We start from the raw sequence: 21,560 nt of genomic DNA, 5'->3' as shown, positions 1-21,560 counted from the left end.
GACGTGGGCCATATCTTGCTGCTAAGCGGTATAGTTTTCCCGCTTCTTCTTAAGAGTCAATGAAAGCCACTCCAGAAAGTCGAGAAGAGTGGGGGTATAATATCTGGTATCACCAGCTGATCTGTTAGTCAGCTCATTCAAGGCTATTGCAGCAGATTCATTGTCAGTGTAAGTCTGGCGAAAATCATCAATATTGCGGATCAGGTTATCAAGATAATTCCCTCCGTCTGCAACGTAGATTTTGAAAGCAGAGTCGACGATATCGGGATAACTTTCGCCATATTCATCGCTATCCTGTCCGAAAAAGACCACGAAGAAATTACTAATATTGGTGAAGTCTTTCATATCTCAAAGCACCGGGTAAGCTGTGGCGATATAGTAGGGTTTATTGTTGTATTGTTTTTTCTTCATAACAACTTCGATCATAGTCGCGTTTTTCGCCTGAGTTGAATCATATTTAACAACGATCCCCAGATTAGATTTTGCGTCGTATCTGAAAACAAGGTAATTATCGCTTTCAGCGCCAGTACCTTTCGCCCATTGCCGAATTTTGCTTCGGTTGGCTTTAACTGCTTTGCTAACGGCCTTTTCTGCAATTTCTAAAGAAGTGAATGAGCTTGCAGAATGTCCGGGTTTGAATGAACCAGACTGTTTACCCCTCATTACCTTTTCCAGTAATTCCTGTGCGGTTTTGCCTACATGCTTTTTAATTGTGTGTCCGCCACCCATGACGCCTTTTACAGCCTCATGATTCATCAGCTTGACCTGTCCCATTCTCACGGAAGCAACTCGTGCAGCTCCGGCCACAGCAAATGGGATCACCATATCGACAGCGATCCCGATCTGCTCAGCAGTTTCACTCGAAGCGCCCAGTTCGCTGGCGATTCCCGCCGTGGCACGTGCTGTCATTGATGCGGTTTGTTTGCCGGTATAGACCTGATAAGCAGAAGAACTGATGCCGTCCAGGCTGTGGGCACCGACAACGATACATCCCGCTTTAGTTAATCCGGTAGGCTCTGGCACCAGACAAAGGGCCGTTGCGCTTGCAAGCTCCAACACGCTACCAAGGAAGCCCACTCCGCCCCAGATGCGATTGCTGACTGAATCCCCTGTAGCTGTTTGATCTTCCATAACGGCGGCGAGCTGTACCGGCGTCATTGCAATACTAAAACCGTTATCCATAACGTTTCCTTGTATGATTATTATCCATTGCTGATAGTAAGGAATTGGCCTCGCACGGCAAAGTGCTCTGGTGATGATTGTCATTCTGCGTATTTGATTTTTTTTTTGCATAGAAATGGCATAATATCTTTCCAAAGTGGGAAATCTACGCACGTAACACTTACATATTTCTGAACCTCACCATCTGGCGGGGTTTTTTGCTTTCTGGGTTCTGCTAATATTACGGCGTTGCGGTGAACCCTCTGAGCAGTGGGGCTAACTGTCAGGCGCAATGAAGCGTTGTAGTTCTGCAGCGGATCACGGTAGGGCAGCCAACGATTCACCTGGAGGCACCAGGCACCGCAATACCTTACTTTTCTCATGGATTAATGCATGATGCTCTTTCGAATAACTCCGAAAGAGAGTGCAATATGCAGGCTAAATATTACTATGTGGTTGCAGGATTGGGTGGTAATTTTTCAATACACACAAAAGGTTGCTGTATCTTACATCCACACATTGAGAAAAGATTTATTGGAACGTTTTATTCTGCTCTGGGGGCATTAGTGCATACCCGTTCCATGGGCCTCAAATCCAAATTATGTCCGCAGTGCTGTATGTTGACAGAAGTTAAGTCATGTTGTAGAAAATAGTCACCTTCCGTTATCTGTTGTTAATCGAGAAAGTCCAATCCGTTGAATGTCGGAAGGTAGCCCCGGCCCTCTACCGGGGCTTTTTTATACTAATAAAAAAATTTTTGCATGTGCTCTTGAAGAGCTTCCTGCTGACACTATATAAGTTTCGGGTAGGCAGAGCTGTACCCGTTTGAACTTTTGAATATACAGGATAATTCAGGAGGTTAATCATGGCTCTAAGACACTTATCTTTAGTACCAAACTTCATTGATACAGGCACCGCCGAACGTTTTAACCGCTTTGATCGCTTAATCAGTCAGATGACTGCGGACGAAAAACGTACTTCTCCACCTTCTTATGATTTTTACAGGAAGGATGAAACCAACTATGAGTTAACGGTTTCCATTCCAGGCTGGACTCAAGAGGAGCTTGAGGTTGAGATGGTAGGAAGCCAGCTTACAATCAATGGCAGAAAACACACTGAGGAAACCGAGCCAAAAGAAGGAAAGGGTAACTGGATACACCGTGGAATTAATCATTCCGATTTTCAGTTAAGTTATTCTCTGCCGGAAAAGGTTAAGGTGACGGGAGCAAAACTGGAACATGGTTTGCTGTCAGTCCAGCTTTACCAGGAAATTCCTGAGAGTGAGAAACCCAGGAAAATCAGCATTAATTCCGGCAGCGGTTCTCCTTCAGAGGGAGAACGGGAGGTTATTGAGCATAACCCAGATTGAATAATCTTTACTCCAATATCCATGCCTGACAACAAAACCCCGGCTCAGGCCGGGGTTAAATGTTTTAAATTAGCCTCGGGTTGACGAGCCAGTTAACTATCGCGACGATGCTTCGGGGCAACTAATAACACGCTAACACAGCGGGGTAGCGCCCGCACCAATTCAGAGGCTGCCAACAGGCGGCCTTTTTCATTTCAAACAGCAAGCCGCCATCATCCCGGTGGCGGGAACAGGCGTATGTCTCCAGAACAAGACCCAGGCTTTTGGGCCAACGTATTGCTATGGCTCTACAGCCACAAAACTGAATGGGGATATGCCGGAGTAGCGGGTATGTGTTCATTCTTAAGAAGTGCCTATGCAAAAAGCCCCTGGAGTAAGTGCGTACTGGATGCTGTGTCATGCAGCGCCCTGGCCTTTTTTGCCGCGCCAACGCTTCAGGTAATTGGTGCTCTCATGAACTGGAATATACCGGACGCAGCCGCCCAGGTCTTCGCGGTATACATCGGCTATATGGGCAATGACTGCATCAGCGCAAAATTGAAAGGCTGGATTGGCCGCAAAGCAGGAGAAACAGATGACGGGCAGTAATAAAACTCGCGGTATCCGCAATAACAACCCTGGCAACATCCGCTGGGGTGATGACTGGAAAGGGCTGGTTCCTCAGGCACAACGGACAGTCAAATCATTCTGCCAGTTTACCGGGCCCAGAATATGGTATCCGCGCGATGATTATTATTCTGCGCAACTATCAGCGTAAATACGGCCTGAATACCATTGACGGCATTACCCGGCACTGGCCACCGCCCAATGAGAATGACACTCAGGCATACATCAAAAGCGTGGCGACGGCGACGGGCACTGATTCAGATAAGCCGATCGACCTGACCGATTCACGAAAACTCTTTCCGCCCGGAAGTAACGGAACAATTCGCTATGACTGCACAGCAAAACAGGAAGCTTCAGAATGAAATCAAGCGTTATCTCGCGGCGGATAAGTGCGCTGTTGCTCCTGTTCCCGCTGATGCTGTTGACCGGCTGCGTGACGCAGCAAAAGCCGCTGGTGGAATACCGGACAGTAAAGCAGCCTCAGCTAAATCTTCCGGCTGAACTGACCAATCAGATTGACGTGCCAACGCCACCAGAACAAATGACTTTCGGTGACAGTGTGTCAATGAACGCAGAACTTTACACCATAATTACCCAATGCAATATTGATAGGGCTGCAGCTCGAAAAATTGAGCTAATCAGAAAAGATAATGCAGCAGTGCAGTAGAAATAAAAAATTCTTAATCCATCATCCAAAAGGAAGATTGTATGTCACATACCGATCAGGAATTTGAAGACCTGCAAGACCTTAATTCTCTTTATCGCTCTGCGATTCTGGATACCACTGAAATTGTAGGTTTGGGTATCGAGATTCTGACCAAAGTAGTGGCGGCAAGTGAAGCCGGCACGCCGGGCTCACTCACACCGGATGCTCAGTATCAGGCTAAACAGACTTTGATGTACCTGAAGGAGCGTAAAAGCCAGAACGATCAGTTCCGCAAAGCTGGCGACCCGGTACCACGTACGTTTGAGCAGTACGACCACCCGTAACGGATGGTCAGGTCAGATAGCTGATTTCATCACAAGGCGCATTTGCGAGTGCGCCTGATGATGAATAATGAGGTATGGCATGATAATTACCCCGAACTCCACAATCATCGGTGGCGAACAAACAGGGCTGATCATTCCGGGCGCGTTAGTGCTGGGCGACAAGAAGACAGCGGCAATGCAATACATTTTTATTCAGAACGACACATACTTTATCTCCATCCAACTACCTGCTATGGAACTGGTCAGCAAATAATTCTTTGGATAGAATTTTGCAGTTTTTAGCTAAAGGAGAAAACAATGAACATTACAGGGATGCATAAGGGAGACATGGTTTTGAATGGTGACATCAGCATCACCGGGATGGTCTGTGGGCGGGTGACCGTCAAAAAAAAGGCTAAGGTTGAGGTTTCTGGAGTGATAACCGGCCATCTTTGGGTGGAAGAAGATGGTTCCCTGGTTCTGACTGGAATGGCAACGGATGGTCTGACAAACAACGGCGGTAACGTGGATATCTATGGAACGGTCACAGGCGGTCTGAAGGAGCTGTCAGGGGTTACCAATAAACATGATGGATCATTAATAAAATGAAGCCACGACCCGCTACGGCGGGTTTTTCTTTATGAGGAACTCATGGTCGACTTCAGATTAACTGACGGTAAAATCTCGTTTACAGATGGCCTTGTCCAGTATGTAGACGGAGCCGAGCGCATCAGGCAACAGATTGAATTCCGTCTTTCCCTGTTCCGTGGTGAATGGTTCCCGGATGGGGAATTTGGCACCCCTTATTTTCAGTCAATTCTCGCTAAGCAGGCAACAATAAACGGTGCTATCAGTGCCATTAAAACGCAGATTCTTGAGGTCGACGGCGTCACAACGCTCAATGATTTCACCTGGTCACTGTCAGTCGAAAGCCGGGTTCGGGATGTCGGCATTCCTGGCTAAAACTGGCGTCAGCAACGGTGACCGTTATCGCACCATTGAGCAGTTGCTGAGCTACGCGAACCGGACAGCGCCAAAACTGGTGATCCGGGCTGCTGATGGAAAGCTGGGTAAGTGCCTTGTGGTATTGTCAAAGCTGGCATTCGAAGAGTATTCCCGTTCGGCGGCCACAACCAGCGCCTGCCAGCACTGCAACGGTAAGGGGCAGATAACAGCCCGCTGCCGGTGTAACGGTACGGGCCGGGTGTGTGACCTGGCAGAATCAGCACGGTAGGGTGCGCCGTGTGCGCTGTTCAGGTCGGGGTTACAGGCGTATGCCATCGAGCAGGGCATTCCAGGCAGTGACCCTGCTGCTGCCGGATCTGACGCAATCATCCTGGTCCCGGAACTGCAAGCCATTCTTTGAAAGGCTGGTGGCGAAGTGTGAGATTGAAGAGAGCCACGCTGACGCTGAGTTCAGGAAAGTTACCAGGTGAAGAGGCCCACACGGACGTGGGCCACTTTAAGTTATTTCGTCATGAGCGCGGCGTTAGCCTGAGCAGAGATAATCTGAAGAAATTCTGCCGCAGTCAGACCCCATCTATCAGGCTTAAAATCGTACCTGTATAACTCCTCAAACCGACGTTCAACTTCTGGATGATCCAAAAACTCTGCACAATTTTTTATCAGGTCATTTACGGTCTGAGGAGATTTACTATCCAGATAGTCTTGCATGACTTCTTCAATAGTTTCACCCGACAGATAGTAGTCCTGGTTGAAATATGCCCCCATCAGATGATCTAAAGCGTCATTATTCATATTGTTTACCTGAACATTGGGAACGCAGTTAAAATGTAGTAAGGCTTGCCATTAAAATCTTCAAGCCTCAAAACAACACGCACTTTCTGTGATTTGATTACAGGTCCGGCAACATGCTCAATCCCAAAGCCAATATTTTTACCAACAAAATAATCAATCTCCAGTTTATCACCTTTACGGGCATTACTCGCCCAATGGGAAATTAATGACTTATTGGATTTAAAAGCACCCGTAACTGCGTCCTCAGCCATTCGAAGATTTGTGAAGGTGCTTATTGCTGCCATCGTTGGCCGGTTTGCCATTCGCGTTCTAAGCTGAGACTCACTTAATCCAACGTGCAGCGACAACGTATGCCCACCCGGCTTCATTCCAGTAGATGATTCATGTCCAGCCAGCCTGATCCGGCCCGCCCTGACAGAAGCAACCCTGACAGCACCAAGTGCAGCAGCGAAACCCACCGGAACCGCTATATCTACAGCCAGGCCAATGTTGAATGCTGTTTTCTCATCAGCACCGAACTTTTTAGCTACTTCTGCCACCGATCTGAGTGTGGCTGAGCGGGTATCCTGGTTGGTAATGATTTTATCGGCGGCGGTCTTAATGGTGTCCATGCTGTGAGCACCAACGACAACACAACCTGCTTTCGTGAGCCCTGTCGGTTCAGGAGCAATACACAAAACCGCAGCCCCAGCCATTTCAACTGCACCCATAATCAGTTCAAGACCGCCCCAAAGGCGGTTGCTCATGCCGTCAGATTCAGTGAGTGTGTAATCAGAAACCACCGCAGCCAGCTGAACGGGGGTAATAGCAATACTGATACCGTTATCCATAACGTTTCCTTGTATGGTAAATATCCACTGCCAATAGTAGGGAATTGGGTGCGCCCGGAAAAGTGCTTTCTGTGAGCGACTGTCATCCTGCGAATTTAATTTGCTTTTGCATAAAAATGGCGTAATATCTTTTCAAAGTGGGGAATTTATGCACGTAACACTTTGACAATTCTGAACCTCGCCATCTGGCGGGGTTTTTTGCTTTCTGGACTGGTGATAATATTTTGCCGTTGCGGTGAATCCCCCTGAGCGGTGGGGCTAAGTGTCAGGCGCAATGAAGCGTTGTAGTTCTGCAGCGGATCACGGTGGGACAGCCAACGATTCACCTGGAGGCACCAGGCACCGTAACACCCTTACTTTTTGCGCGTCTAATGAATTATACTCTTTCAGATAACTCCGAAAGAGGGTGGGGTATGCAGGCAAAATATTACTATATCGTAGAAGATCCGATTGGTGATTTCTCAATACACACAAAGAGTTGCAATATGTCATGTCCACTCATTCCGAAAAGATTCATTGGGACATTTTACTCTGCGCAAGGGGCACTCACACACACCCGTTCCATGGGGTACAACTGCCACTTGTGCACACTTTGCTGCCGCTTGACTGACGAGAAATGATATTGTAGAAAATAGTCACCTTCTGTTATCTGTTGTTAACCGAGAAAGTCCAATCCGTTCAATGGCGGAAGGTAGCCCCGATCATCATCCATCGGGGCTTTTTTTCTGCACAGCAGACAAGCAAATAGCCAGTTTGCAGAAATACATTCGCGCAATTGAGCCAAATAATATTTCCAAAACTCAGTGAGGTATTCCTCAGGCGGAAGGATTTATTGGTTGTGCAGCAAAAATGCCCATCCATGGGAATGGTTTATTTAACCAGATCATCCGGTGTGCGATGTACAACAATCTCTAACGCATTTCGATATACATCGAGCATTACGACATCATGCTCAGTCTCCAGACGCTCGAGGAGTTGCATGATAATTTTCTTGTTTGAAACCATCCCTTCACGAGCAGTCAATTCAGCGATGATTTCACCAATGACCATAGACTCGTCGTCCATGTTTTTGACTGAAGCCATCAGGTAAGCTTCAATCTCAGCAGCAGTATTTGTTTGTTGTTCTTGCATGATGAATTCCTACCAAGAGTATAAATATGTGTAGTTTCAAAGTGGTAACCATGTATAGAACTCAAAAAACTATACAAAAAAAGTCCTCTGAAAGTAGAGGTTAGCTTTCCTTTCAGAGGCGTCCCATCTGGGATTTGTTACCGGGTTCAAATAACTCCGAACTAAACTTATACAATAAAACAAAACCTGTACAATAATTTTTTGATCAAAAAGTGCTGTTAATGTTGCATCTTAAGTACCACTAATAAATTTGAAGTTTCATGCCAGCTTGTTCAAGAAAAAGCCCAACAGAACAATAAGCAAAATAGAAAGCGACTAGCGGCAGGATTATCAGAAGCAAGGATATCCAAAAAGGTGAGTCGCTATATTTGAGAAGTTGCTGCATGTGATAAAAAAATGCTGCAAAAGATAATGCACTAAAAATCAGTGCCATAGATGCCGTAAACAGGATCATATCCTTATATCCTAAACCGGTGGGATAGGCCTCGATGATATCAATTAAGCCTGAAATCAAGCAAGGAGCCGTATGTTGATAATCCCCCTGAAACATCAACTATCTGCACGGTATATCCTGTGATTTATGGAGCAATCTGAATGGCTGACAACGGCTTTAACCATCCAACCCTTTCGCAGTTAATTACCACGATCCGCAGCGATATCAAGACCCGCCTTGCCGCCGACAGTACGCTGGCCGCACTGCGCCGCACAGACGCCAAAGTCTATGGGCGCTTACAGGCAGTAGCGGTTCACACGGTTTACGGGTATATCGATTATCTGGCGCTAAATCTGCTGCCGGATCTGGCAGACGCTGCACGGATATATGAAACGCGCACCGTATAAAGCGGCCACACCGGCGTCGGGATTTGTGCGCTGGGGCTTATCGATCAGCGGCATCGTTGTGCCTGCAGGCGTGACAATCCAGCGTGACGATTTGGTACCTGATGATCAGCGTGGTGGTTTGAGATGGTTAAGGATAGGAAAGAGCCGGTTTACGAAAATCGGATGAACTACATCACTTTCAGTGACAGCTGACACATTAAAAAAGCCCGCGTTACACGGGCATGAATTTGTACAAGGGGAATTGGGAAATCCAATGTCAGCGCTTTGCTGAGCAGCCACCATACAGATAACTGCATAGATTTATACATATCTTTTACATTCGTTGCATTTAAAGCACGACAGGTACCTCAGATACAAAAAAACCCGCCTCCGATGCCGGGGCGGGAAAAAGTCATTAAAGTTATTTTCACCTTACCAGTTTGACACAGGAATAGGTGTCATTTTCAGATTAGACTAACTAATGTTTTTTGCAAGTTATCAGCAAAAAAATGCCAGTGCATGAGAGGGGCACCAGCATAAGTAGAGGTATACCAAAGTGTTGCTTTCAACGTTTGGACTATGGCATCAGTGGGCATAAAAAACAACAATCAGTGAGGCATGCGGTCTGAAGATATCTTCTGGCGTGATAAAAAAAGCCCGCACATGGCGGGCAGAGATGAGGCTGTGTGTCTTTTTATCCCTTCAACTTTGTGGTGAAGGTACATATTAATAACGGCAGCGTAGCGGGAAACTTAAGCGACAGGCACAAAAAACTATCGCGGTGGCCGCCCGCTATGAAGCCTCCCTGCTGAACACTCCATTTATAACCAGCCCTGATGCTGATTTGTAGTGCGCTACTCTGAGATCATTTAAGGATAACGACACCGGGAACAATAAGTGACATGACTACTAACAGAATTGGGGCGATTAAAATTCGCATATTGATTTCTGTGTGACTGTTATGCCGGTCTGCACATATTCTCTGTGGACATATCCCACCGAAATCCCCTGGTATGGGTACGTTATCATTTACCCGGGTACAGCCCTGAAAAAATGTGAAGCATAAAATCGGTAACTGCTGGCAGAATTTTCCATGGGTGCGTTCGAAAACTAAGAGCTGATTCGGCCTGTCCTGACGCAGAGGCTTACCACCATGGCAGTGGGCTTAAGCCCATAATCATTAACATGAATATCACTGCAAGGGATATTATAACAAGAGGGAAGATGATCTTGCTCATAACGTGCCAGATAATCATAAAGTTGAGGATGTCTCACAGCGGATGAATCATCGATGTCCATAACAACAAATTTGCCATGAAAGCCCACAATGTGGGCCATGCTGGGTGGCCATCGGACTTGCTGTATGCAGATTAAGACTACAATAATTACTGGCGCTAATGTTTAGGATGTTTCCTAATGAGTGTTAAAACTCATTAAATGGCTTTCCCTGCGATCTCCACCGAGGCGAAGGAACTGGCTGCGCTGCTTAAGTATGCCTGCTTTTAATACTATTTCGATTTTATCCAGTGAATCCATTTCTGAATTTCCAGACTGTTGTGTTTTTTCATTAGCATTACCCACTGCAGGACAACCTGTTTCACCTTCCATCATTGCCGCCAACTGGGCCGGCGTCATTACAATACTAAAACCGTTTTCCATAACGTTTCCTTGTATGATAATTATCCATTGCTAATAGTAGGGAATCTGGCGCACCCGGCAAGTGCTTTCTGTGAGCAATTGTCATTCTGTGCATGATATTTGCTTTTGCATAGAAAAGGCGTAATTTCTCAGGAAAGCAGGATATTACGCACATATCACTTACACAATTATGAACTTCGCTTCGGCGAATTTTTTACTTTCAGGCAAACTGACAGAGGGCTGTTGGTTGCTTAATTTTTAAAATCCATAAAAAACAATGTGTTGTGTGTTTTAATCGAATTCTGTGTGTTGAGGCCAACACACCGCTACTGAATTCTCCTGTTCTCCTTTATACTCCCTGAAATTACTGGGTTTTTCTGCCATAAGTTCTGTCGAAGTCAACTTAAGTTATCTCTGTTATTTTAAAAGGGCGTTTTGTATGAAAGTTGTAGGTCTTAAGAAACTGGTTGATGTAAATGATATGCTGGAAGAAGGTTCATACGGAAGCGATAACGATTATTATGAACTTTTTATGGAGCCAGTTAGAAAATGTAAATACTATAAACCCAAATTAGGTGGTAATGATGCTAATGGGGTTGACCTTGATGGATTCAAAACGTTATACGGCAGTGACTCTTTCTATTCATGGGTCGGTTTAGATAGTGAGCTTATGTACTCTGCGCATAAAGCAGCGGGAGGAATGACATCTATTTACCGGCAAATAGGTATTGGGTGTGAAAGACTTTTCAGGCAAATCATTATGGATACTTGTCTCTATGAAGACGCTGTCTACTCAAACTGGTCTTATGAATCAAAAACCAGTGGCGGGAAAGTGAAAACGTTGTATTTGGATGGGCGCCTGGAATTAGAAAAAATCAGGAATGAAGAAGTCCTGGGTGGCGTTAAGTCATGGATGGATAAATACTGTGACCAGTTAGGTGTTTCAGCGCCTGTCAAAGGTGTGGTTTTTGAAGTAAGGCAAGGTTATAAAAGTAAAGACAGCAAAAGACAAAATGGTGATATTGATAATGCAACGGTAGCATGGGCTAATGGATACCTGCCAATCTTCGCTATTTTCTCTGCTCAAATTGATAAAGATATTGTCTACAGATACATAAATAACCGTTGTGGGATCCTGACAGGCATTAATGAGTCTGATGCCGGGGAGTTTTTATCACTGTTTTCATTTTTCAGGAAAGTTTTAGGGTATGATTTAGCTGGATTTTTCCAAAGAAATAGTGATAAAATGAAGGTTGAAATTAATACTGTTTTAGCTAAACTGTTGAGTCCAGAATGAAAGATACCTTTTCTTTAAAAGGAAGTGATTATACTTTTAAATACAACCGTGGAATAGGGCGACATGGTTGGTTGAGATTAACTCCTGCCTATTCAGTAAAACTTGTTGAGGAGTTAATCTCACAGACACCAAAAGGCAAAAGGCTCCTTGATCCTTTTTCTGGTACGGCCACTACGGGACTCAGTTCTCTGGAACAGGGCTATGATGCTGTCCTGTGTGATATCAATCCTTTTTTGATTTGGTTTGGCAACACTAAACTTGCTTATTTTAGTCATAATGACCTTTTAAAGATAAAATCACTTTCTCTCGAAGTCGTTAACCTTTCATCTTCAAAGCTTGTTGAGGATAACTGGGTTCCTGATATACATAACATCAATCGATGGTGGGATTGTGATACTCTTTCGAGCCTGGCCGCATTACGGTCTGCAATCGTTGAAACGATAGGTGAGCCTTCGGATAACCCTGTTTTTAATCTGGTCTGGATTTCATTCTGCAGGTTGATTATTGAAACATCTTCAGCAGCATTCAATCATGTTTCAATGTCTTTTAGTCATTCAACAATTAAACATGAGCACGCTCAAATTGTTGAGCTTTTTTTGTCCGTAGTTGAAAATATTGTCTCTACAGCATTTATTGAAACGTCCCATCATGCTCAGGTGTTGAGCTGTGACTCCAGATTTGTAAATAATATCGAAGTTGAAAAAATTGATCATGTGGTGACATCCCCTCCTTATCCTAACCGAATGAGTTATATCAGAGAGCTTAGACCCTATATGTATTGGACTAAGTTTTTAAATCATGCCGTTGAGGCGGCAGATCTGGACTGGAAAGCAATAGGAGGGACCTGGGGAAGTGCGACATCTAAACTAAAAACCTGGCATCCATCGGGTAGTGATTTGCCTGGGCTTTTAATTCGCAAGTGCGATGAAATACGAACTAAAGAAGATAAAAATGCCGATTTAATGGCCAGATATGTGCATAAGTATTTTTATGATATGCATCAGCATTTTTCTTCATTACGAGATCTGCTCAATGACGGTGCTAAAATAGATTACATTGTTGGTAATTCAACTTTTTATGGCGTCAAAATTGAATCTGAGAAGATTTTTGAAAGCTCGCTCTTATCTTTAGGGTTTAAAGACATATCATCCAGGATCGTAAGGAAAAGAAACTCAAATAAAGAGCTGTTTGAGTTTTGTGTGACAGCCTACATCTAGTTTTTTTGATTTAAGAGGCAAGAATGAACGGCTTGTCTCTTGAGTTTTATTTGCGTTAATCATGAAATTATTACGTTTTCTACGGGGTTTAATTCACCGTTTGGCAGTCATGGAGGTTTTTTGAACGTCTGTATCGGAACAGGCATGTGATCCCCCGGAGCATTTAAATCACCAAATCCCCCTGTTTTAGCCTTACTCTCATTTGTCATGCTGATTGTGTCTGCTAGCCTTAGTGGCTGATACAAAGGAGGCAAGATGCGAGTTATAAGTTCAGTTTTAGTCATCTCCATAGGGATGCTGTCATTGCCAGCCTCAGCCGCGCAGATGTACAAATGCAGCCTGACCCAGAACCGGGATATGCCTGGTCAGAAGCCAAAAGTCGATGTGCTGAACCATAATTCAATGGTCACGGACAATGGCAATACCTTCACCTTCTCCACTGATGGTGTAAAGAAGATCACCAGTCCTGAACTGATTGCTATGAAGACGGATGACGGGACGGAAGTGATGGCAGGCAAACAGAAAGATCTGACTTTCGTGAAGCTGAAGAACAGCTATGTGATTCGCAATGCTCATGAAGGCTACGTTTATGCTGGCTGCAAACCCGCAGCGAATGAATAAACCTCATTGCAAATATTAACCAGCCCGCAGATGCGGGCTTTATAGTGGCGAAAATCTGGTAATAAGAATGTGTTCTGTTCAAAAATTTACTAAACGACGCTTTCTGCTTCTTTACTATATGAAAGCATACTGAAGATGAGGGAACGTATAAATTTCATGTGACGAATTAAACACGACATGCCATTGCCGGGCAAGGACGAAGGCTGTAGTGAGTTGCTTAAGTTTATTCAGCTAATTAACGTGAGTCAGTCAGGGAATAATATTACCTTAATTTCATCATTAATTAATGCCGGTCTTACTCTTAAGAAGTTAAACCGATCCGATTATCTGTTCAGCACTTGACCTTTAACAAGGCAAGCCGGGTGGCACAGGCTGATAATCACGCCCTCTCTTTCCTGACTGGTGCGAACGTATGGCATATCAACTGAACCTGAACTGGTCCGAGTTCATTGAAAAATACTGGCAAAAACAACCCGTTGTATTAAAAAAAGCCTTCCCTGATTTTGTCGATCCCATCAGTCCGGACGAGCTGGCCGGGCTGGCGATGGAGCCTGAGGTGGACAGCCGCCTGGTGACCCATTTCGGCGGCGAATGGCAGGCCAGTAACGGCCCCTTTGAGCATTTTGACGGTCTGGGTGAAACCGGCTGGTCGCTGCTGGCGCAGGCGGTTAACCACTGGCACGAGCCGTCTGCAGAGCTGGTGCGCCCGTTCCGCGTGTTGCCGGACTGGCGTCTGGACGATCTGATGATCTCGTTTTCCGTGCCGGGCGGCGGTGTCGGGCCACACATTGATAATTACGATGTGTTCATCATTCAGGGAATGGGTAGCCGCCGCTGGCGAGTGGGGGACGCAATCCCTATGCGTCAGTTCTGCCCGCATCCGGCACTGCTGCACGTCGATCCGTTTACGCCAATCATTGATGAAGACCTGGAACCCGGCGACATTCTTTATATTCCACCAGGGTTCCCGCACGATGGTTTTACGCATGAAACCGCGCTTAACTATTCCGTTGGCTTCCGTGGCCCCAATGGGCGCGAGCTGATCAGCAGCTTTGCCGACTACGCGCTGGAAAACGATCTGGGCGGCGAGCACTATAGCGATCCGGATTTAACCTGCCGCGCGCATCCGGGCAAAGTAGAAGCACACGAGCTTGAACGTGTGCGAAGCATGATGACTGAAATGCTTAATCAGCCGGAGAGCTTTAATCAGTGGTTTGGCCGCTTTGCCACTACTCCCCGCCATGAGCTGGATATTGCTCCGGCGGAACCACCGTATTCGCCGGAGGAAGTCAGGGATGCGTTGATGGACGGTGAAATGTTGATCCGCCTGAGTGGGCTGCGCGTGCTGAATATTGACGGCAGCTTCTTTATTAACAGTGAGCCTTTAGACACCGTGGCTCCCCACGCTGCCGATCTGCTGTGTCGCTTTACCGAACTCGGCCAGCAGGAGCTGGGCAATGTGCTGCAAAATCCGGAGTTTGTGGCTGAGCTGACCGGGCTGATCAATCAGGGTTACTGGTATTTTGAAGACTGACCCGGATTTGAAACTTCATCATAACGTTCTAAGCTGAATCTTAATGTCAGGCAAAATGCACTGTTTTCCGGTGTGGAATGAGGATGATTCGGGATGAAACGCGATATCTTAAGCGAAGAGTATTATGACGAAGTCTGTCGGGTAGTGGGAGATGCGGTGATTGTGCTGGCGGAGGCGGGATATGACACGCGCCGTGAAGCGCTGGCCGATCTGCTGAAGAAGACCCGTAATGAGCGCCATGATGCGGACAGGGATGAACAGAAGGTGCTGGAGCATGCCATCAGACTGGTGAAGCCCAGTCAGGGGCCGGTCTGAACCAGCCGGGCAGGACGCTTTTCGCTCTAATCGGCCAGGTGAGAATGGCGCTGGCGGTGTGAGAGGGCCATTCTCACTGGCAGACGCGGCTCAGGCACCCGGCATCCAGGCGCCGCTGGCGATAAACCAGACCAGCAGCGCAACGCCAGCAATACCGACAGCCGCCGGAAACAAATAGCCAATTTTCATATGCTGCTCCTGCTGTTAAGGGGGGATCTGCTGCTACCGGGGGTAGCGACCGTCAGTCATCATAAAGAAAACCGCGACTAAAGCCACCATAACCTGTTACCTTTCGGCAGTCATTTTATTGCAGGACATTGAAAATGTTCAAACAAGCTACTGTAGCTTTGTTCATGCTGATGTTTACCTCTTCAGCGCTGGCCGCTGTGCAGTGCGGCCCTTTTACCATCAAGCCTGAACCCCATGGCGGGTTTTATATTAACAATGCCAAAGCTGAGCGGGTGAAAACCACTTTTACCGGCAAAAAAGGTGATACCGACAATGTCCGTTATCACTGGATCGTGAAGAATACCCGTGCGCCAGGCAAACTGGCAATGACGCAGTCCAATGCTCACGGCAAGGCAACATTGCAGGTGGAGGTTGTTCGTACCAGCAGCCAGCAGATCCGCCTTTCGGGCGATTATGATTGTGTTAAAGCAGATTAAGGTATAATTCAGTACTTCCTCAAAGGCCGTGTCCACATCCCCCTGATAGCGGGTCTGCATGGCCCACAGCACGTCGTCGGTATCGAAAATATCCACATTTTCCTCCACCAGGATCACGTGCTTCAGTTTCGGGAAGGCGGCAAAGGCCAGCAGGGCAGCCTGACGCTGATGGCCTTCATCCACCGCAGCGGATTTTTTAAACTGGATGACGGCCAGCAGTTTGCCGCCGCCGGAGGTATGGGCATTGACGTTAAGCACACGTCCCGGCATCACTTTTTCCACCATATCCAGAATGCTGGACCCGCCATGCTGACATTCAGCCCGATCTTGGGCGATCACCACCGGATCCACGGCGTTATTAACCGACTCTTTCAGCAGGAAGCCCAGTTTTTCCGGCGGGCAGTTTAATAAGCGGCCGACACGTTCTCTGGTGGACATCCGTCCGGTGACCACCCGCACGTCCGGAAAGCCTTTGATGGTATTAAACATCATCGCCGGGCCTTTGCGTGTTGGGCGTTCACAGGTTCCGCCTGCGCCAACATGGCGATAAACACCGGATAATTCCGCATGGGGATCCACTTCCACATCCGTACTGACCATTTCGTCTGGCAGACTTTCTAAAAAGGAAATGGCTGAACGAAAGTCGTGAATATTTTTCTTATTCCTGTTCGCTTTTTGCCAGACATAATCGATTCCATTTTTCCTGAAGTGAAGAAGTGAAGAAGTGAAGAAGTAAAGAAGTAAAGACGTGAATGGAATATATTCCTGATAATTAAATTTAATTAATACCTTTTGAATGCAACGTCTAAACTTTTTTGGTATATAAATGAAGTGTCGACTTTATTTCAATCAAAGCAAACACGTCATTAACACCTTGTCGTTATAATTATCTCTTCCACATCTGAAATTGCACTATTGTAACGGTACTTCAACGGGAGCGCGTTTATCATTGCTGGTTGAAACGCGATTAATTATCAGCAGCTATACTCGCAGGGGAAGATTAAGCAGGATGACTGAAGGTAAGGAAGTAAAATGAAATACAAAGTGTTTTCACTGGCCGGACTGGCGTTGATCGTTCTGGCATCCTGGCTGGTGCTGCCAGGCGCTCTGCAAAGGATCAACCACAGTGAAGCGGTCGACCGCTATGTTGCCAGTCCGGATTCAACCTTCGCGGTTTTTACCGGCTGTAAAAAGCAGGTGGATGATGCAAACGACTGTTACAACGCCTACAGTGCCGCCGTTGCGCTGTCGGAATCGCAAGATTGTGGTGTCGCGAGGCGCTTCAAAACGCTGGTTGAGCACAACAGGCCGGAGATCATCGAGCAGGAGCTGGCGAAGGTCTGTACCCCAGAGAAATAATGCTTTCACCTCTGTACTTTTTTTCTGCGCTGCCGATATACAGATGAAGCGTGTAAAACCAGTATTTAACCCAGAGGTAGAGATGGATAATTTTCAAAAAGAGATTGATGAGAGAGCGAATCTCGCGTCATCCAATAAGTTTGAACTCCTTCTATTTCGTTTAGGATCAGAGAGTAACGAAACCAAACCAGAATTGTTCGGTATCAACGTGTTTAAACTGCGTGAAATTGTGCCGATGCCGACCATCACTAAAGCCGCCGGCATGAAATCTCCGTTGCTGGGGATGGCCAATATTCGCGGGCAATTTATCCCGGTAATCGACCTGCCAGCCGTAACCGGTTGCACCCCGGAAACCGGACTGAACCTGCTGCTGGTCACTGAATATGCCCGCAGTACTCAGGCGTTTGCCGTGGAGTCGGTTGAGGATATCGTGCGTCTGGACTGGAGCCAGATCCATACTGCGGAAGCGGGCGTCAGCAGCCGCAATATCACCAGCATTGCCTGTCTGGACACCAAAACCAACAGCATGGCGCTGGTGCTCGATGTTGAGCAGATCCTTAATGATGTGATCCCTTCCGTGCGTGAAGTGAAGGACGGCGACATTGAGATGAAGGCCTTTAACATCCGGCCGGGTGCGGTGGCGATTGTGGCGGAAGATTCCAAAGTTGCCCGTCAGATGTTGGAGCAGGGCCTGAAAGTGATGGGCATTCCGGCGCTGATGCATGTCACCGGCCTGGAAGCCTGGGAAAAAATCAAGCAGATGGAGCAGCAGGCCGTCGCCGAAGGCACATCGATTCATGACAAGATTGCCATGGTGCTCACGGACCTGGAAATGCCGGAAATGGATGGCTTTACCCTGACGCGCAATATCAAAACCGACCAGCGGTTCCGTGATATTCCGGTGGTGATCCACTCCTCGTTGTCCGGCAGTGCCAACGAAGATCACGTACGCAAAGTGGGCGCTAACGGCTATGTGGCGAAGTTTGAAATCAACGAACTCTCCACAGTGATCCATAAGGTGCTGGACGAAGCACCACACTGATGCAAAAAACCCAGCGACGGCTGGGTTTCATTTTTCAGCTGATGGAATAACCCACCACGCCGTTAATCACGGCCGTCAGCATAAAGCCAAGCCCCAGCGGCAGAAATACCTGGTTGCGTTGACGGATCCCCAGAAACAGGAACACCACGGCCAGAACAAAGAACGGGATAGCAATAATGTAATTGGTGGACATGAACTCTCCTTGTATGTCGTCACGAGATCTGAGACCAATCTCACCCGCATAATATAGCGTTCCTGATTAGCAATATACAGTAACGCTAATTATCCCGTGGCCCCGTTCAGGAAGAAGCGGCGCTGCGGCGCAGGCTGAGCATCCCCGGCTTTGAGAACATCACCAGATTACCCAGCAAAATCAGGACCAGCCCAATCACCGCGTTGATATGCCAGACATAGCCTTCGTACAGGGTGGAAAGCATCAGCGCAACCAGCGGAAACAGCAGGGTGCTGTAGGCAGCCCGACTGGCGCCAATTCTGCCCACCAGGGTGAAGTAAGCCCCAAAAGCGATCACCGATCCAAAGATGGCGAGGTAGAGCAGCGAGCCGAGATAGCGTACCGACAGATCGGGCATAAAATGGTCGCCATTGAACAGGCTGATGGCCGCCATCACCAGTGCGCCATAAAACATCGCATAAGTGTTGGTGGACATCGTTTCCAGCCCACGTTGCTGGTGGCGGGTACTGATCATATTGCCCAGCGAGAAGCCGAAGGTGCCCAGCGCGCTCAATCCAATGCCCGGCAGCAGTGAGGGCGCTAACTGAGTGGCTACCAGATCGTGCCAGAACAGCGCCACAATGCCGGTCAGACCCAGCAAAGCGGCGGGCAGCAGGTTGGGATGAGGGCGCTGGCGGAAGAACAGCATGCTGTTCACGGCGTTATACAGCACAGCCATTGAGAAAATCACCGACTCCAGCCCGCTACTGATCCACGCGGCGGCATGATAAAAGCAGACAAAATTGAAGCCGAACACGCAACAGCCCTGCAGCAGGCAGAACAGATGGTCGCGCAGGCTGATTTTACGCAGGCGTCCCATTATCCCCAGTACAATAAGCATCGCCACGGCGGCCACCAGGAAGCGCCAGAAGATTGAGACGGTGACTGGCACCACTCCCTGCTGCATAAAAATGGCAATCCAGGTGGTTCCCCAAATCACCACCACCAGAAGATATAACACTGCATTCATTGTTCACCTCAGCTCAGTCTGTTTGCGTCAGTGTCCCTTTTTACGGCTGATGCGGCTTCCACCTGATTGCGGTGACTTGCATAATCTTGCGGTTTTTTGCCTGCCCGCACCGGGAAAGGCTGGTTTCTGGCGGCATCGCTCCTTAAAATAGTGCTCTGAATCACAGCAGCAGGTTGCCATGAACAAATCCTATCAGGCATTTGAAAACCTCCAACAGCACCGCGCGCGCCTGCAGGGCAGCGTGCAGCTTGGTTCGGGTATTCAGCTGGCGGCCTGGCGGAATGATTTTGACTGTGTCACCCAGCGCAGCGATCACCACACGCTGAGCCTGTATGTTGAAGCAGGCTTCGATACCTGGCATAAAACGCAGGCGGGGTGGCAGGACGGCGGCGGTCCGGATCGCTTTTGCCTGATGCCGGAAAACAGCGAGTCTACCTGGGATATCCGTTCCGAATTCTCCTTTGTTCATCTCTACTGTACTGATGAACACCTGCGCCATCTGGCCGAGCAGATCTGGGATAAAAGCCCGGCGGCCATTTCACTTGATGAAATGATCTTCAGTGAAGACCCGCGGATCACCCAGCTTTACCGTCACTTTCTGCTCAGCTGTGACTGGCAGCAAAATGCCAATCACCTGACGCTGAGCAGCGCCTCAACCCTTCTGATGACCCACCTGCTGCAGCACTACAGTCAACTGCTATGGAAACTGCCTGCGGTGCGTGGCGGGCTGGCCCCGACGGTACTGCGTAACGTGATGGCTTACATTGAAGAGAATCTGGCGGCTTCGCTGACGCTGGGGGAGCTGGCGTACCAGGCCGCCCTGAGCGAATTCCATTTTGCCCGCATGTTCAAGCAGTCCACGAAGCTGGCTCCGCATCAGTATGTGATGCAGCGGAGAATGGCGAAAGCCGAACTGCTGCTGCGGCACAGCAAGCTGCCGCTGACCGAGATCGCTCTGCAGTGCGGCTTTAACTCGTCCAGCCATTTCAGCCACCGTTTTAAAAGCCTGCACGGGATGATGCCTTCAGCCCTGCGGCGCGCTGAGGTAACGTAGCCCGCCATCAAATTGTTGCTGCAATATGTCGATAAAAGTGATTTTTTTGAACACGTTTGCGTGACATGTTTCTGTCATCAACATATTCTGTCGACCATTCTCTTTCTGCCTGCCATAGCGCGGTAATCTCACAGGACGGTTAATGATCTGGTTGATGCTCGTGACCCTGGTTGTGGTTTTTTTCATTGGTTTCCGCGTGCTTAACTCGCAGGCGCGTCGTGCCTCACGGGCTTTAACGAAGCGGCTGAACCTGGACCCGGTCTACGTGGAATCACTGATCAGCCTGATGGGGCGCACGGCAGGCGAGGAGTTTGTCGCTTATCTGTCCAGAGATAACGAGGCGCACCTGAGCAATGCTGCCAGCGTGTTATTGATTTATCAGGTGTTTATCGTCGATGAGTCAGAAGAGAGCCTGACTTTCTGGCGCGGCGTGCTGCGCAAAGCTTACTTTCCGACCGAAATCTCCAGCGAGCATGTTCGCCTGGCGCTGGTCTTTTTACGTGAGCTGGAACCTGACGCGCAGGAAATGCATGCTTTTCGCCTGCGCTATAATACCCGCTTTTCTCCCGCTGAAGATATTTCCCCTGCTGAAGTCAGCAATGTCTATTCGATTCATTCCCGAATCAACCGTCACTGATTTTTTAACAACTTAATTTCTTTCCGGCATGCTTTAAACCCCTTACTGATGTTTTTTAAGCGCAGATTGCCTGGAAAAGCGTCATTGTATTAAATTTGTTAAATTAATGTTCTTTAAAAGTGAAATTAATAAAATTGACCTCAGACGACTTTTTCCCATTTATTCAGTGTGGGCATTGTCACACTGGTGAATTATAACCGGATAAATAACGGGTAAATTGGCCCTGAATCAGCACAAAAACAGGGGAGATCGGCCTTTCATCGTTGTTACAGGCGTTTAAAATTTTTTAAGCACTTTTTAAAAATATGAATATGATTTAACTATAAACAAATAGAA

The 21,560-nt window shown here is 47.5% G+C and carries 31 protein-coding genes; 20 read left to right on the top strand and 11 right to left on the bottom strand.

What is annotated here, in order from left to right:
• Window positions 1-21 precede the first annotated feature (21 nt).
• Together GSQ70_RS17985 and GSQ70_RS17980 are read right to left on the bottom strand one after the other, a co-directional pair.
• The gene (locus tag GSQ70_RS17985; protein WP_158783815.1) at window positions 22-345 is read right to left on the bottom strand and encodes a hypothetical protein; all 324 of its coding nucleotides are present in this window, start codon (window positions 343-345) and stop codon (window positions 22-24) included.
• A 3-nt stretch (window positions 346-348) separates the two neighbouring features.
• Entirely contained in the window at window positions 349-1,182 is an 834-nt protein-coding gene (locus GSQ70_RS17980; RefSeq protein ID WP_158783814.1) for an RNase A-like domain-containing protein, read from the bottom strand.
• Between the two features lie 844 nt (window positions 1,183-2,026).
• Here GSQ70_RS17980 and GSQ70_RS17975 point away from each other — a divergent pair.
• From GSQ70_RS17975 to GSQ70_RS26065, 10 genes are all read left to right on the top strand, one after another.
• Complete coding sequence (locus tag GSQ70_RS17975; RefSeq protein WP_158783813.1) at window positions 2,027-2,530, top strand: Hsp20 family protein; 504 nt, start codon at window positions 2,027-2,029, stop codon at window positions 2,528-2,530.
• A gap of 237 nt (window positions 2,531-2,767) precedes the next feature.
• Window positions 2,768-3,118 carry a phage holin, lambda family gene (locus GSQ70_RS17970; RefSeq protein WP_158783812.1) on the top strand — a complete coding sequence of 117 codons (351 nt, stop codon included), beginning with the start codon at window positions 2,768-2,770 and terminating at the stop codon, window positions 3,116-3,118.
• A gap of 137 nt (window positions 3,119-3,255) precedes the next feature.
• Window positions 3,256-3,498 (top strand): hypothetical protein, encoded by a 243-nt coding sequence (locus GSQ70_RS26430; RefSeq protein ID WP_370521081.1) that lies wholly within the window; start codon window positions 3,256-3,258, stop codon window positions 3,496-3,498.
• Window positions 3,495-3,803, top strand: coding sequence for a peptidase (locus tag GSQ70_RS17960; protein ID WP_158783811.1), 309 nt, complete (start codon window positions 3,495-3,497; stop codon window positions 3,801-3,803). Before GSQ70_RS26430 ends, GSQ70_RS17960 begins: the two co-directional genes overlap by 4 nt.
• Before the next feature lie 41 nt (window positions 3,804-3,844).
• The gene (locus GSQ70_RS17955; protein ID WP_158783810.1) at window positions 3,845-4,126 is read left to right on the top strand and encodes a hypothetical protein; all 282 of its coding nucleotides are present in this window, start codon (window positions 3,845-3,847) and stop codon (window positions 4,124-4,126) included.
• A 79-nt stretch (window positions 4,127-4,205) separates the two neighbouring features.
• Window positions 4,206-4,379 (top strand): hypothetical protein, encoded by a 174-nt coding sequence (locus GSQ70_RS17950; protein ID WP_158783809.1) that lies wholly within the window; start codon window positions 4,206-4,208, stop codon window positions 4,377-4,379.
• Window positions 4,380-4,423: 44 nt separating this feature from the next.
• Window positions 4,424-4,714 carry a hypothetical protein gene (locus GSQ70_RS17945; RefSeq protein WP_158783808.1) on the top strand — a complete coding sequence of 97 codons (291 nt, stop codon included), beginning with the start codon at window positions 4,424-4,426 and terminating at the stop codon, window positions 4,712-4,714.
• Window positions 4,715-4,756: 42 nt separating this feature from the next.
• The gene (locus GSQ70_RS17940; protein ID WP_158783807.1) at window positions 4,757-5,068 is read left to right on the top strand and encodes a hypothetical protein; all 312 of its coding nucleotides are present in this window, start codon (window positions 4,757-4,759) and stop codon (window positions 5,066-5,068) included.
• Window positions 5,049-5,339 carry an antitermination protein gene (locus GSQ70_RS26070; RefSeq protein ID WP_233268346.1) on the top strand — a complete coding sequence of 97 codons (291 nt, stop codon included), beginning with the start codon at window positions 5,049-5,051 and terminating at the stop codon, window positions 5,337-5,339. The genes GSQ70_RS17940 and GSQ70_RS26070 overlap by 20 nt, the downstream gene beginning before the upstream one ends.
• 40 nt (window positions 5,340-5,379) lie before the next feature.
• Window positions 5,380-5,541, top strand: a complete 162-nt coding sequence (locus GSQ70_RS26065; RefSeq protein ID WP_233268345.1) for an antitermination protein — start codon at window positions 5,380-5,382, stop codon at window positions 5,539-5,541.
• Between the two features lie 31 nt (window positions 5,542-5,572).
• On the opposite strand, the gene GSQ70_RS17930 is transcribed toward GSQ70_RS26065, so the two are convergent.
• The 4 genes from GSQ70_RS17930 to GSQ70_RS17915 form a co-directional block, all read right to left on the bottom strand.
• Window positions 5,573-5,863 (bottom strand): contact-dependent growth inhibition system immunity protein, encoded by a 291-nt coding sequence (locus GSQ70_RS17930; protein WP_158783806.1) that lies wholly within the window; start codon window positions 5,861-5,863, stop codon window positions 5,573-5,575.
• Between the two features lie 5 nt (window positions 5,864-5,868).
• On the bottom strand, window positions 5,869-6,693 hold the full coding sequence (locus GSQ70_RS17925; protein ID WP_158783805.1) for an RNase A-like domain-containing protein: 825 nt from the start codon (window positions 6,691-6,693) through the stop codon (window positions 5,869-5,871).
• Window positions 6,694-7,563: 870 nt separating this feature from the next.
• Window positions 7,564-7,824, bottom strand: coding sequence for a biofilm/acid-resistance regulator YmgB/AriR (locus GSQ70_RS17920; protein ID WP_370521080.1), 261 nt, complete (start codon window positions 7,822-7,824; stop codon window positions 7,564-7,566).
• A gap of 241 nt (window positions 7,825-8,065) precedes the next feature.
• Entirely contained in the window at window positions 8,066-8,374 is a 309-nt protein-coding gene (locus GSQ70_RS17915; RefSeq protein WP_158783804.1) for a hypothetical protein, read from the bottom strand.
• A 44-nt stretch (window positions 8,375-8,418) separates the two neighbouring features.
• On the opposite strand from GSQ70_RS17915, the gene GSQ70_RS17910 reads away from it, so the two are divergent.
• A complete protein-coding gene (locus tag GSQ70_RS17910; RefSeq protein ID WP_199257278.1) occupies window positions 8,419-8,664 on the top strand; it encodes a hypothetical protein in 246 nt (81 codons plus the stop codon).
• Between the two features lie 1,392 nt (window positions 8,665-10,056).
• Here GSQ70_RS17910 and GSQ70_RS17905 read toward each other — a convergent pair.
• The gene (locus tag GSQ70_RS17905) at window positions 10,057-10,302 is read right to left on the bottom strand and encodes a hypothetical protein (RefSeq protein WP_158783803.1); all 246 of its coding nucleotides are present in this window, start codon (window positions 10,300-10,302) and stop codon (window positions 10,057-10,059) included.
• A 418-nt stretch (window positions 10,303-10,720) separates the two neighbouring features.
• Here GSQ70_RS17905 and GSQ70_RS17900 point away from each other — a divergent pair, with 418 nt between their 5' ends.
• From GSQ70_RS17900 to GSQ70_RS17880, 5 genes are all read left to right on the top strand, one after another.
• Window positions 10,721-11,578, top strand: coding sequence for a hypothetical protein (locus GSQ70_RS17900; RefSeq protein WP_199257277.1), 858 nt, complete (start codon window positions 10,721-10,723; stop codon window positions 11,576-11,578).
• Complete coding sequence (locus tag GSQ70_RS17895; RefSeq protein ID WP_158783802.1) at window positions 11,575-12,795, top strand: DNA adenine methylase; 1,221 nt, start codon at window positions 11,575-11,577, stop codon at window positions 12,793-12,795. The genes GSQ70_RS17900 and GSQ70_RS17895 overlap by 4 nt, the downstream gene beginning before the upstream one ends.
• A gap of 255 nt (window positions 12,796-13,050) precedes the next feature.
• On the top strand, window positions 13,051-13,416 hold the full coding sequence (locus GSQ70_RS17890; RefSeq protein ID WP_158783801.1) for a hypothetical protein: 366 nt from the start codon (window positions 13,051-13,053) through the stop codon (window positions 13,414-13,416).
• A 412-nt stretch (window positions 13,417-13,828) separates the two neighbouring features.
• Window positions 13,829-14,950: a cupin domain-containing protein gene (locus GSQ70_RS17885; RefSeq protein ID WP_158783800.1), complete on the top strand. Its 1,122-nt coding sequence runs from the start codon at window positions 13,829-13,831 to the stop codon at window positions 14,948-14,950.
• Between the two features lie 93 nt (window positions 14,951-15,043).
• On the top strand, window positions 15,044-15,265 hold the full coding sequence (locus tag GSQ70_RS17880) for a DUF2767 family protein (protein WP_158783799.1): 222 nt from the start codon (window positions 15,044-15,046) through the stop codon (window positions 15,263-15,265).
• A gap of 90 nt (window positions 15,266-15,355) precedes the next feature.
• Here the strand turns inward: GSQ70_RS17880 and GSQ70_RS17875 are convergent, their stop codons facing one another.
• Both GSQ70_RS17875 and GSQ70_RS26060 read right to left on the bottom strand, forming a co-directional pair.
• Complete coding sequence (locus GSQ70_RS17875) at window positions 15,356-15,454, bottom strand: YoaK family small membrane protein (RefSeq protein WP_157032633.1); 99 nt, start codon at window positions 15,452-15,454, stop codon at window positions 15,356-15,358.
• Between the two features lie 182 nt (window positions 15,455-15,636).
• Window positions 15,637-16,530, bottom strand: a complete 894-nt coding sequence (locus GSQ70_RS26060; protein WP_233268343.1) for a UbiD family decarboxylase domain-containing protein — start codon at window positions 16,528-16,530, stop codon at window positions 15,637-15,639.
• A gap of 432 nt (window positions 16,531-16,962) precedes the next feature.
• Between GSQ70_RS26060 and GSQ70_RS17865 the strand changes: the two genes are divergently transcribed.
• Window positions 16,963-17,289, top strand: coding sequence for a hypothetical protein (locus tag GSQ70_RS17865; RefSeq protein WP_158783798.1), 327 nt, complete (start codon window positions 16,963-16,965; stop codon window positions 17,287-17,289).
• An 82-nt stretch (window positions 17,290-17,371) separates the two neighbouring features.
• Window positions 17,372-18,331: a chemotaxis protein gene (locus tag GSQ70_RS17860; RefSeq protein ID WP_158783797.1), complete on the top strand. Its 960-nt coding sequence runs from the start codon at window positions 17,372-17,374 to the stop codon at window positions 18,329-18,331.
• 34 nt (window positions 18,332-18,365) lie between these two features.
• On the opposite strand, the gene GSQ70_RS17855 is transcribed toward GSQ70_RS17860, so the two are convergent.
• Window positions 18,366-18,524 carry a hypothetical protein gene (locus GSQ70_RS17855; protein ID WP_158783796.1) on the bottom strand — a complete coding sequence of 53 codons (159 nt, stop codon included), beginning with the start codon at window positions 18,522-18,524 and terminating at the stop codon, window positions 18,366-18,368.
• Window positions 18,525-18,630: 106 nt separating this feature from the next.
• Window positions 18,631-19,533 carry a DMT family transporter gene (locus tag GSQ70_RS17850; protein ID WP_158783795.1) on the bottom strand — a complete coding sequence of 301 codons (903 nt, stop codon included), beginning with the start codon at window positions 19,531-19,533 and terminating at the stop codon, window positions 18,631-18,633.
• Between the two features lie 178 nt (window positions 19,534-19,711).
• On the opposite strand from GSQ70_RS17850, the gene GSQ70_RS17845 reads away from it, so the two are divergent.
• Both GSQ70_RS17845 and GSQ70_RS17840 read left to right on the top strand, forming a co-directional pair.
• Window positions 19,712-20,587, top strand: a complete 876-nt coding sequence (locus GSQ70_RS17845) for a helix-turn-helix domain-containing protein (protein WP_158783794.1) — start codon at window positions 19,712-19,714, stop codon at window positions 20,585-20,587.
• 142 nt (window positions 20,588-20,729) lie between these two features.
• Window positions 20,730-21,224, top strand: coding sequence for a DUF1198 family protein (locus GSQ70_RS17840; RefSeq protein WP_158783793.1), 495 nt, complete (start codon window positions 20,730-20,732; stop codon window positions 21,222-21,224).
• Window positions 21,225-21,560 lie beyond the last annotated feature (336 nt).

Origin of the sequence: Pantoea sp. BAV 3049, from assembly GCF_009765445.1 — a bacterium.
GTDB lineage: Bacteria > Pseudomonadota > Gammaproteobacteria > Enterobacterales > Enterobacteriaceae > Erwinia.
This window is presented reverse-complemented; position numbering and strand designations above follow the sequence as displayed.

Coding starts and splice junctions, on each gene's coding strand:
- GSQ70_RS17985 (WP_158783815.1), bottom strand. CDS start 345: ATGAAAGACTTCACCAATATTAGTAATTTCTTCGTGGTCTTTTTCGGA.
- GSQ70_RS17980 (WP_158783814.1), bottom strand. CDS start 1,182: ATGGATAACGGTTTTAGTATTGCAATGACGCCGGTACAGCTCGCCGCC.
- GSQ70_RS17975 (WP_158783813.1), top strand. CDS start 2,027: ATGGCTCTAAGACACTTATCTTTAGTACCAAACTTCATTGATACAGGC.
- GSQ70_RS17970 (WP_158783812.1), top strand. CDS start 2,768: ATGTCTCCAGAACAAGACCCAGGCTTTTGGGCCAACGTATTGCTATGG.
- GSQ70_RS26430 (WP_370521081.1), top strand. CDS start 3,256: ATGATTATTATTCTGCGCAACTATCAGCGTAAATACGGCCTGAATACC.
- GSQ70_RS17960 (WP_158783811.1), top strand. CDS start 3,495: ATGAAATCAAGCGTTATCTCGCGGCGGATAAGTGCGCTGTTGCTCCTG.
- GSQ70_RS17955 (WP_158783810.1), top strand. CDS start 3,845: ATGTCACATACCGATCAGGAATTTGAAGACCTGCAAGACCTTAATTCT.
- GSQ70_RS17950 (WP_158783809.1), top strand. CDS start 4,206: ATGATAATTACCCCGAACTCCACAATCATCGGTGGCGAACAAACAGGG.
- GSQ70_RS17945 (WP_158783808.1), top strand. CDS start 4,424: ATGAACATTACAGGGATGCATAAGGGAGACATGGTTTTGAATGGTGAC.
- GSQ70_RS17940 (WP_158783807.1), top strand. CDS start 4,757: ATGGTCGACTTCAGATTAACTGACGGTAAAATCTCGTTTACAGATGGC.
- GSQ70_RS26070 (WP_233268346.1), top strand. CDS start 5,049: ATGTCGGCATTCCTGGCTAAAACTGGCGTCAGCAACGGTGACCGTTAT.
- GSQ70_RS26065 (WP_233268345.1), top strand. CDS start 5,380: ATGCCATCGAGCAGGGCATTCCAGGCAGTGACCCTGCTGCTGCCGGAT.
- GSQ70_RS17930 (WP_158783806.1), bottom strand. CDS start 5,863: ATGAATAATGACGCTTTAGATCATCTGATGGGGGCATATTTCAACCAG.
- GSQ70_RS17925 (WP_158783805.1), bottom strand. CDS start 6,693: ATGGATAACGGTATCAGTATTGCTATTACCCCCGTTCAGCTGGCTGCG.
- GSQ70_RS17920 (WP_370521080.1), bottom strand. CDS start 7,824: ATGCAAGAACAACAAACAAATACTGCTGCTGAGATTGAAGCTTACCTG.
- GSQ70_RS17915 (WP_158783804.1), bottom strand. CDS start 8,374: ATGTTTCAGGGGGATTATCAACATACGGCTCCTTGCTTGATTTCAGGC.
- GSQ70_RS17910 (WP_199257278.1), top strand. CDS start 8,419: ATGGCTGACAACGGCTTTAACCATCCAACCCTTTCGCAGTTAATTACC.
- GSQ70_RS17905 (WP_158783803.1), bottom strand. CDS start 10,302: ATGGAAAACGGTTTTAGTATTGTAATGACGCCGGCCCAGTTGGCGGCA.
- GSQ70_RS17900 (WP_199257277.1), top strand. CDS start 10,721: ATGAAAGTTGTAGGTCTTAAGAAACTGGTTGATGTAAATGATATGCTG.
- GSQ70_RS17895 (WP_158783802.1), top strand. CDS start 11,575: ATGAAAGATACCTTTTCTTTAAAAGGAAGTGATTATACTTTTAAATAC.
- GSQ70_RS17890 (WP_158783801.1), top strand. CDS start 13,051: ATGCGAGTTATAAGTTCAGTTTTAGTCATCTCCATAGGGATGCTGTCA.
- GSQ70_RS17885 (WP_158783800.1), top strand. CDS start 13,829: ATGGCATATCAACTGAACCTGAACTGGTCCGAGTTCATTGAAAAATAC.
- GSQ70_RS17880 (WP_158783799.1), top strand. CDS start 15,044: ATGAAACGCGATATCTTAAGCGAAGAGTATTATGACGAAGTCTGTCGG.
- GSQ70_RS17875 (WP_157032633.1), bottom strand. CDS start 15,454: ATGAAAATTGGCTATTTGTTTCCGGCGGCTGTCGGTATTGCTGGCGTT.
- GSQ70_RS26060 (WP_233268343.1), bottom strand. CDS start 16,530: ATGGTCAGTACGGATGTGGAAGTGGATCCCCATGCGGAATTATCCGGT.
- GSQ70_RS17865 (WP_158783798.1), top strand. CDS start 16,963: ATGAAATACAAAGTGTTTTCACTGGCCGGACTGGCGTTGATCGTTCTG.
- GSQ70_RS17860 (WP_158783797.1), top strand. CDS start 17,372: ATGGATAATTTTCAAAAAGAGATTGATGAGAGAGCGAATCTCGCGTCA.
- GSQ70_RS17855 (WP_158783796.1), bottom strand. CDS start 18,524: ATGTCCACCAATTACATTATTGCTATCCCGTTCTTTGTTCTGGCCGTG.
- GSQ70_RS17850 (WP_158783795.1), bottom strand. CDS start 19,533: ATGAATGCAGTGTTATATCTTCTGGTGGTGGTGATTTGGGGAACCACC.
- GSQ70_RS17845 (WP_158783794.1), top strand. CDS start 19,712: ATGAACAAATCCTATCAGGCATTTGAAAACCTCCAACAGCACCGCGCG.
- GSQ70_RS17840 (WP_158783793.1), top strand. CDS start 20,730: ATGATCTGGTTGATGCTCGTGACCCTGGTTGTGGTTTTTTTCATTGGT.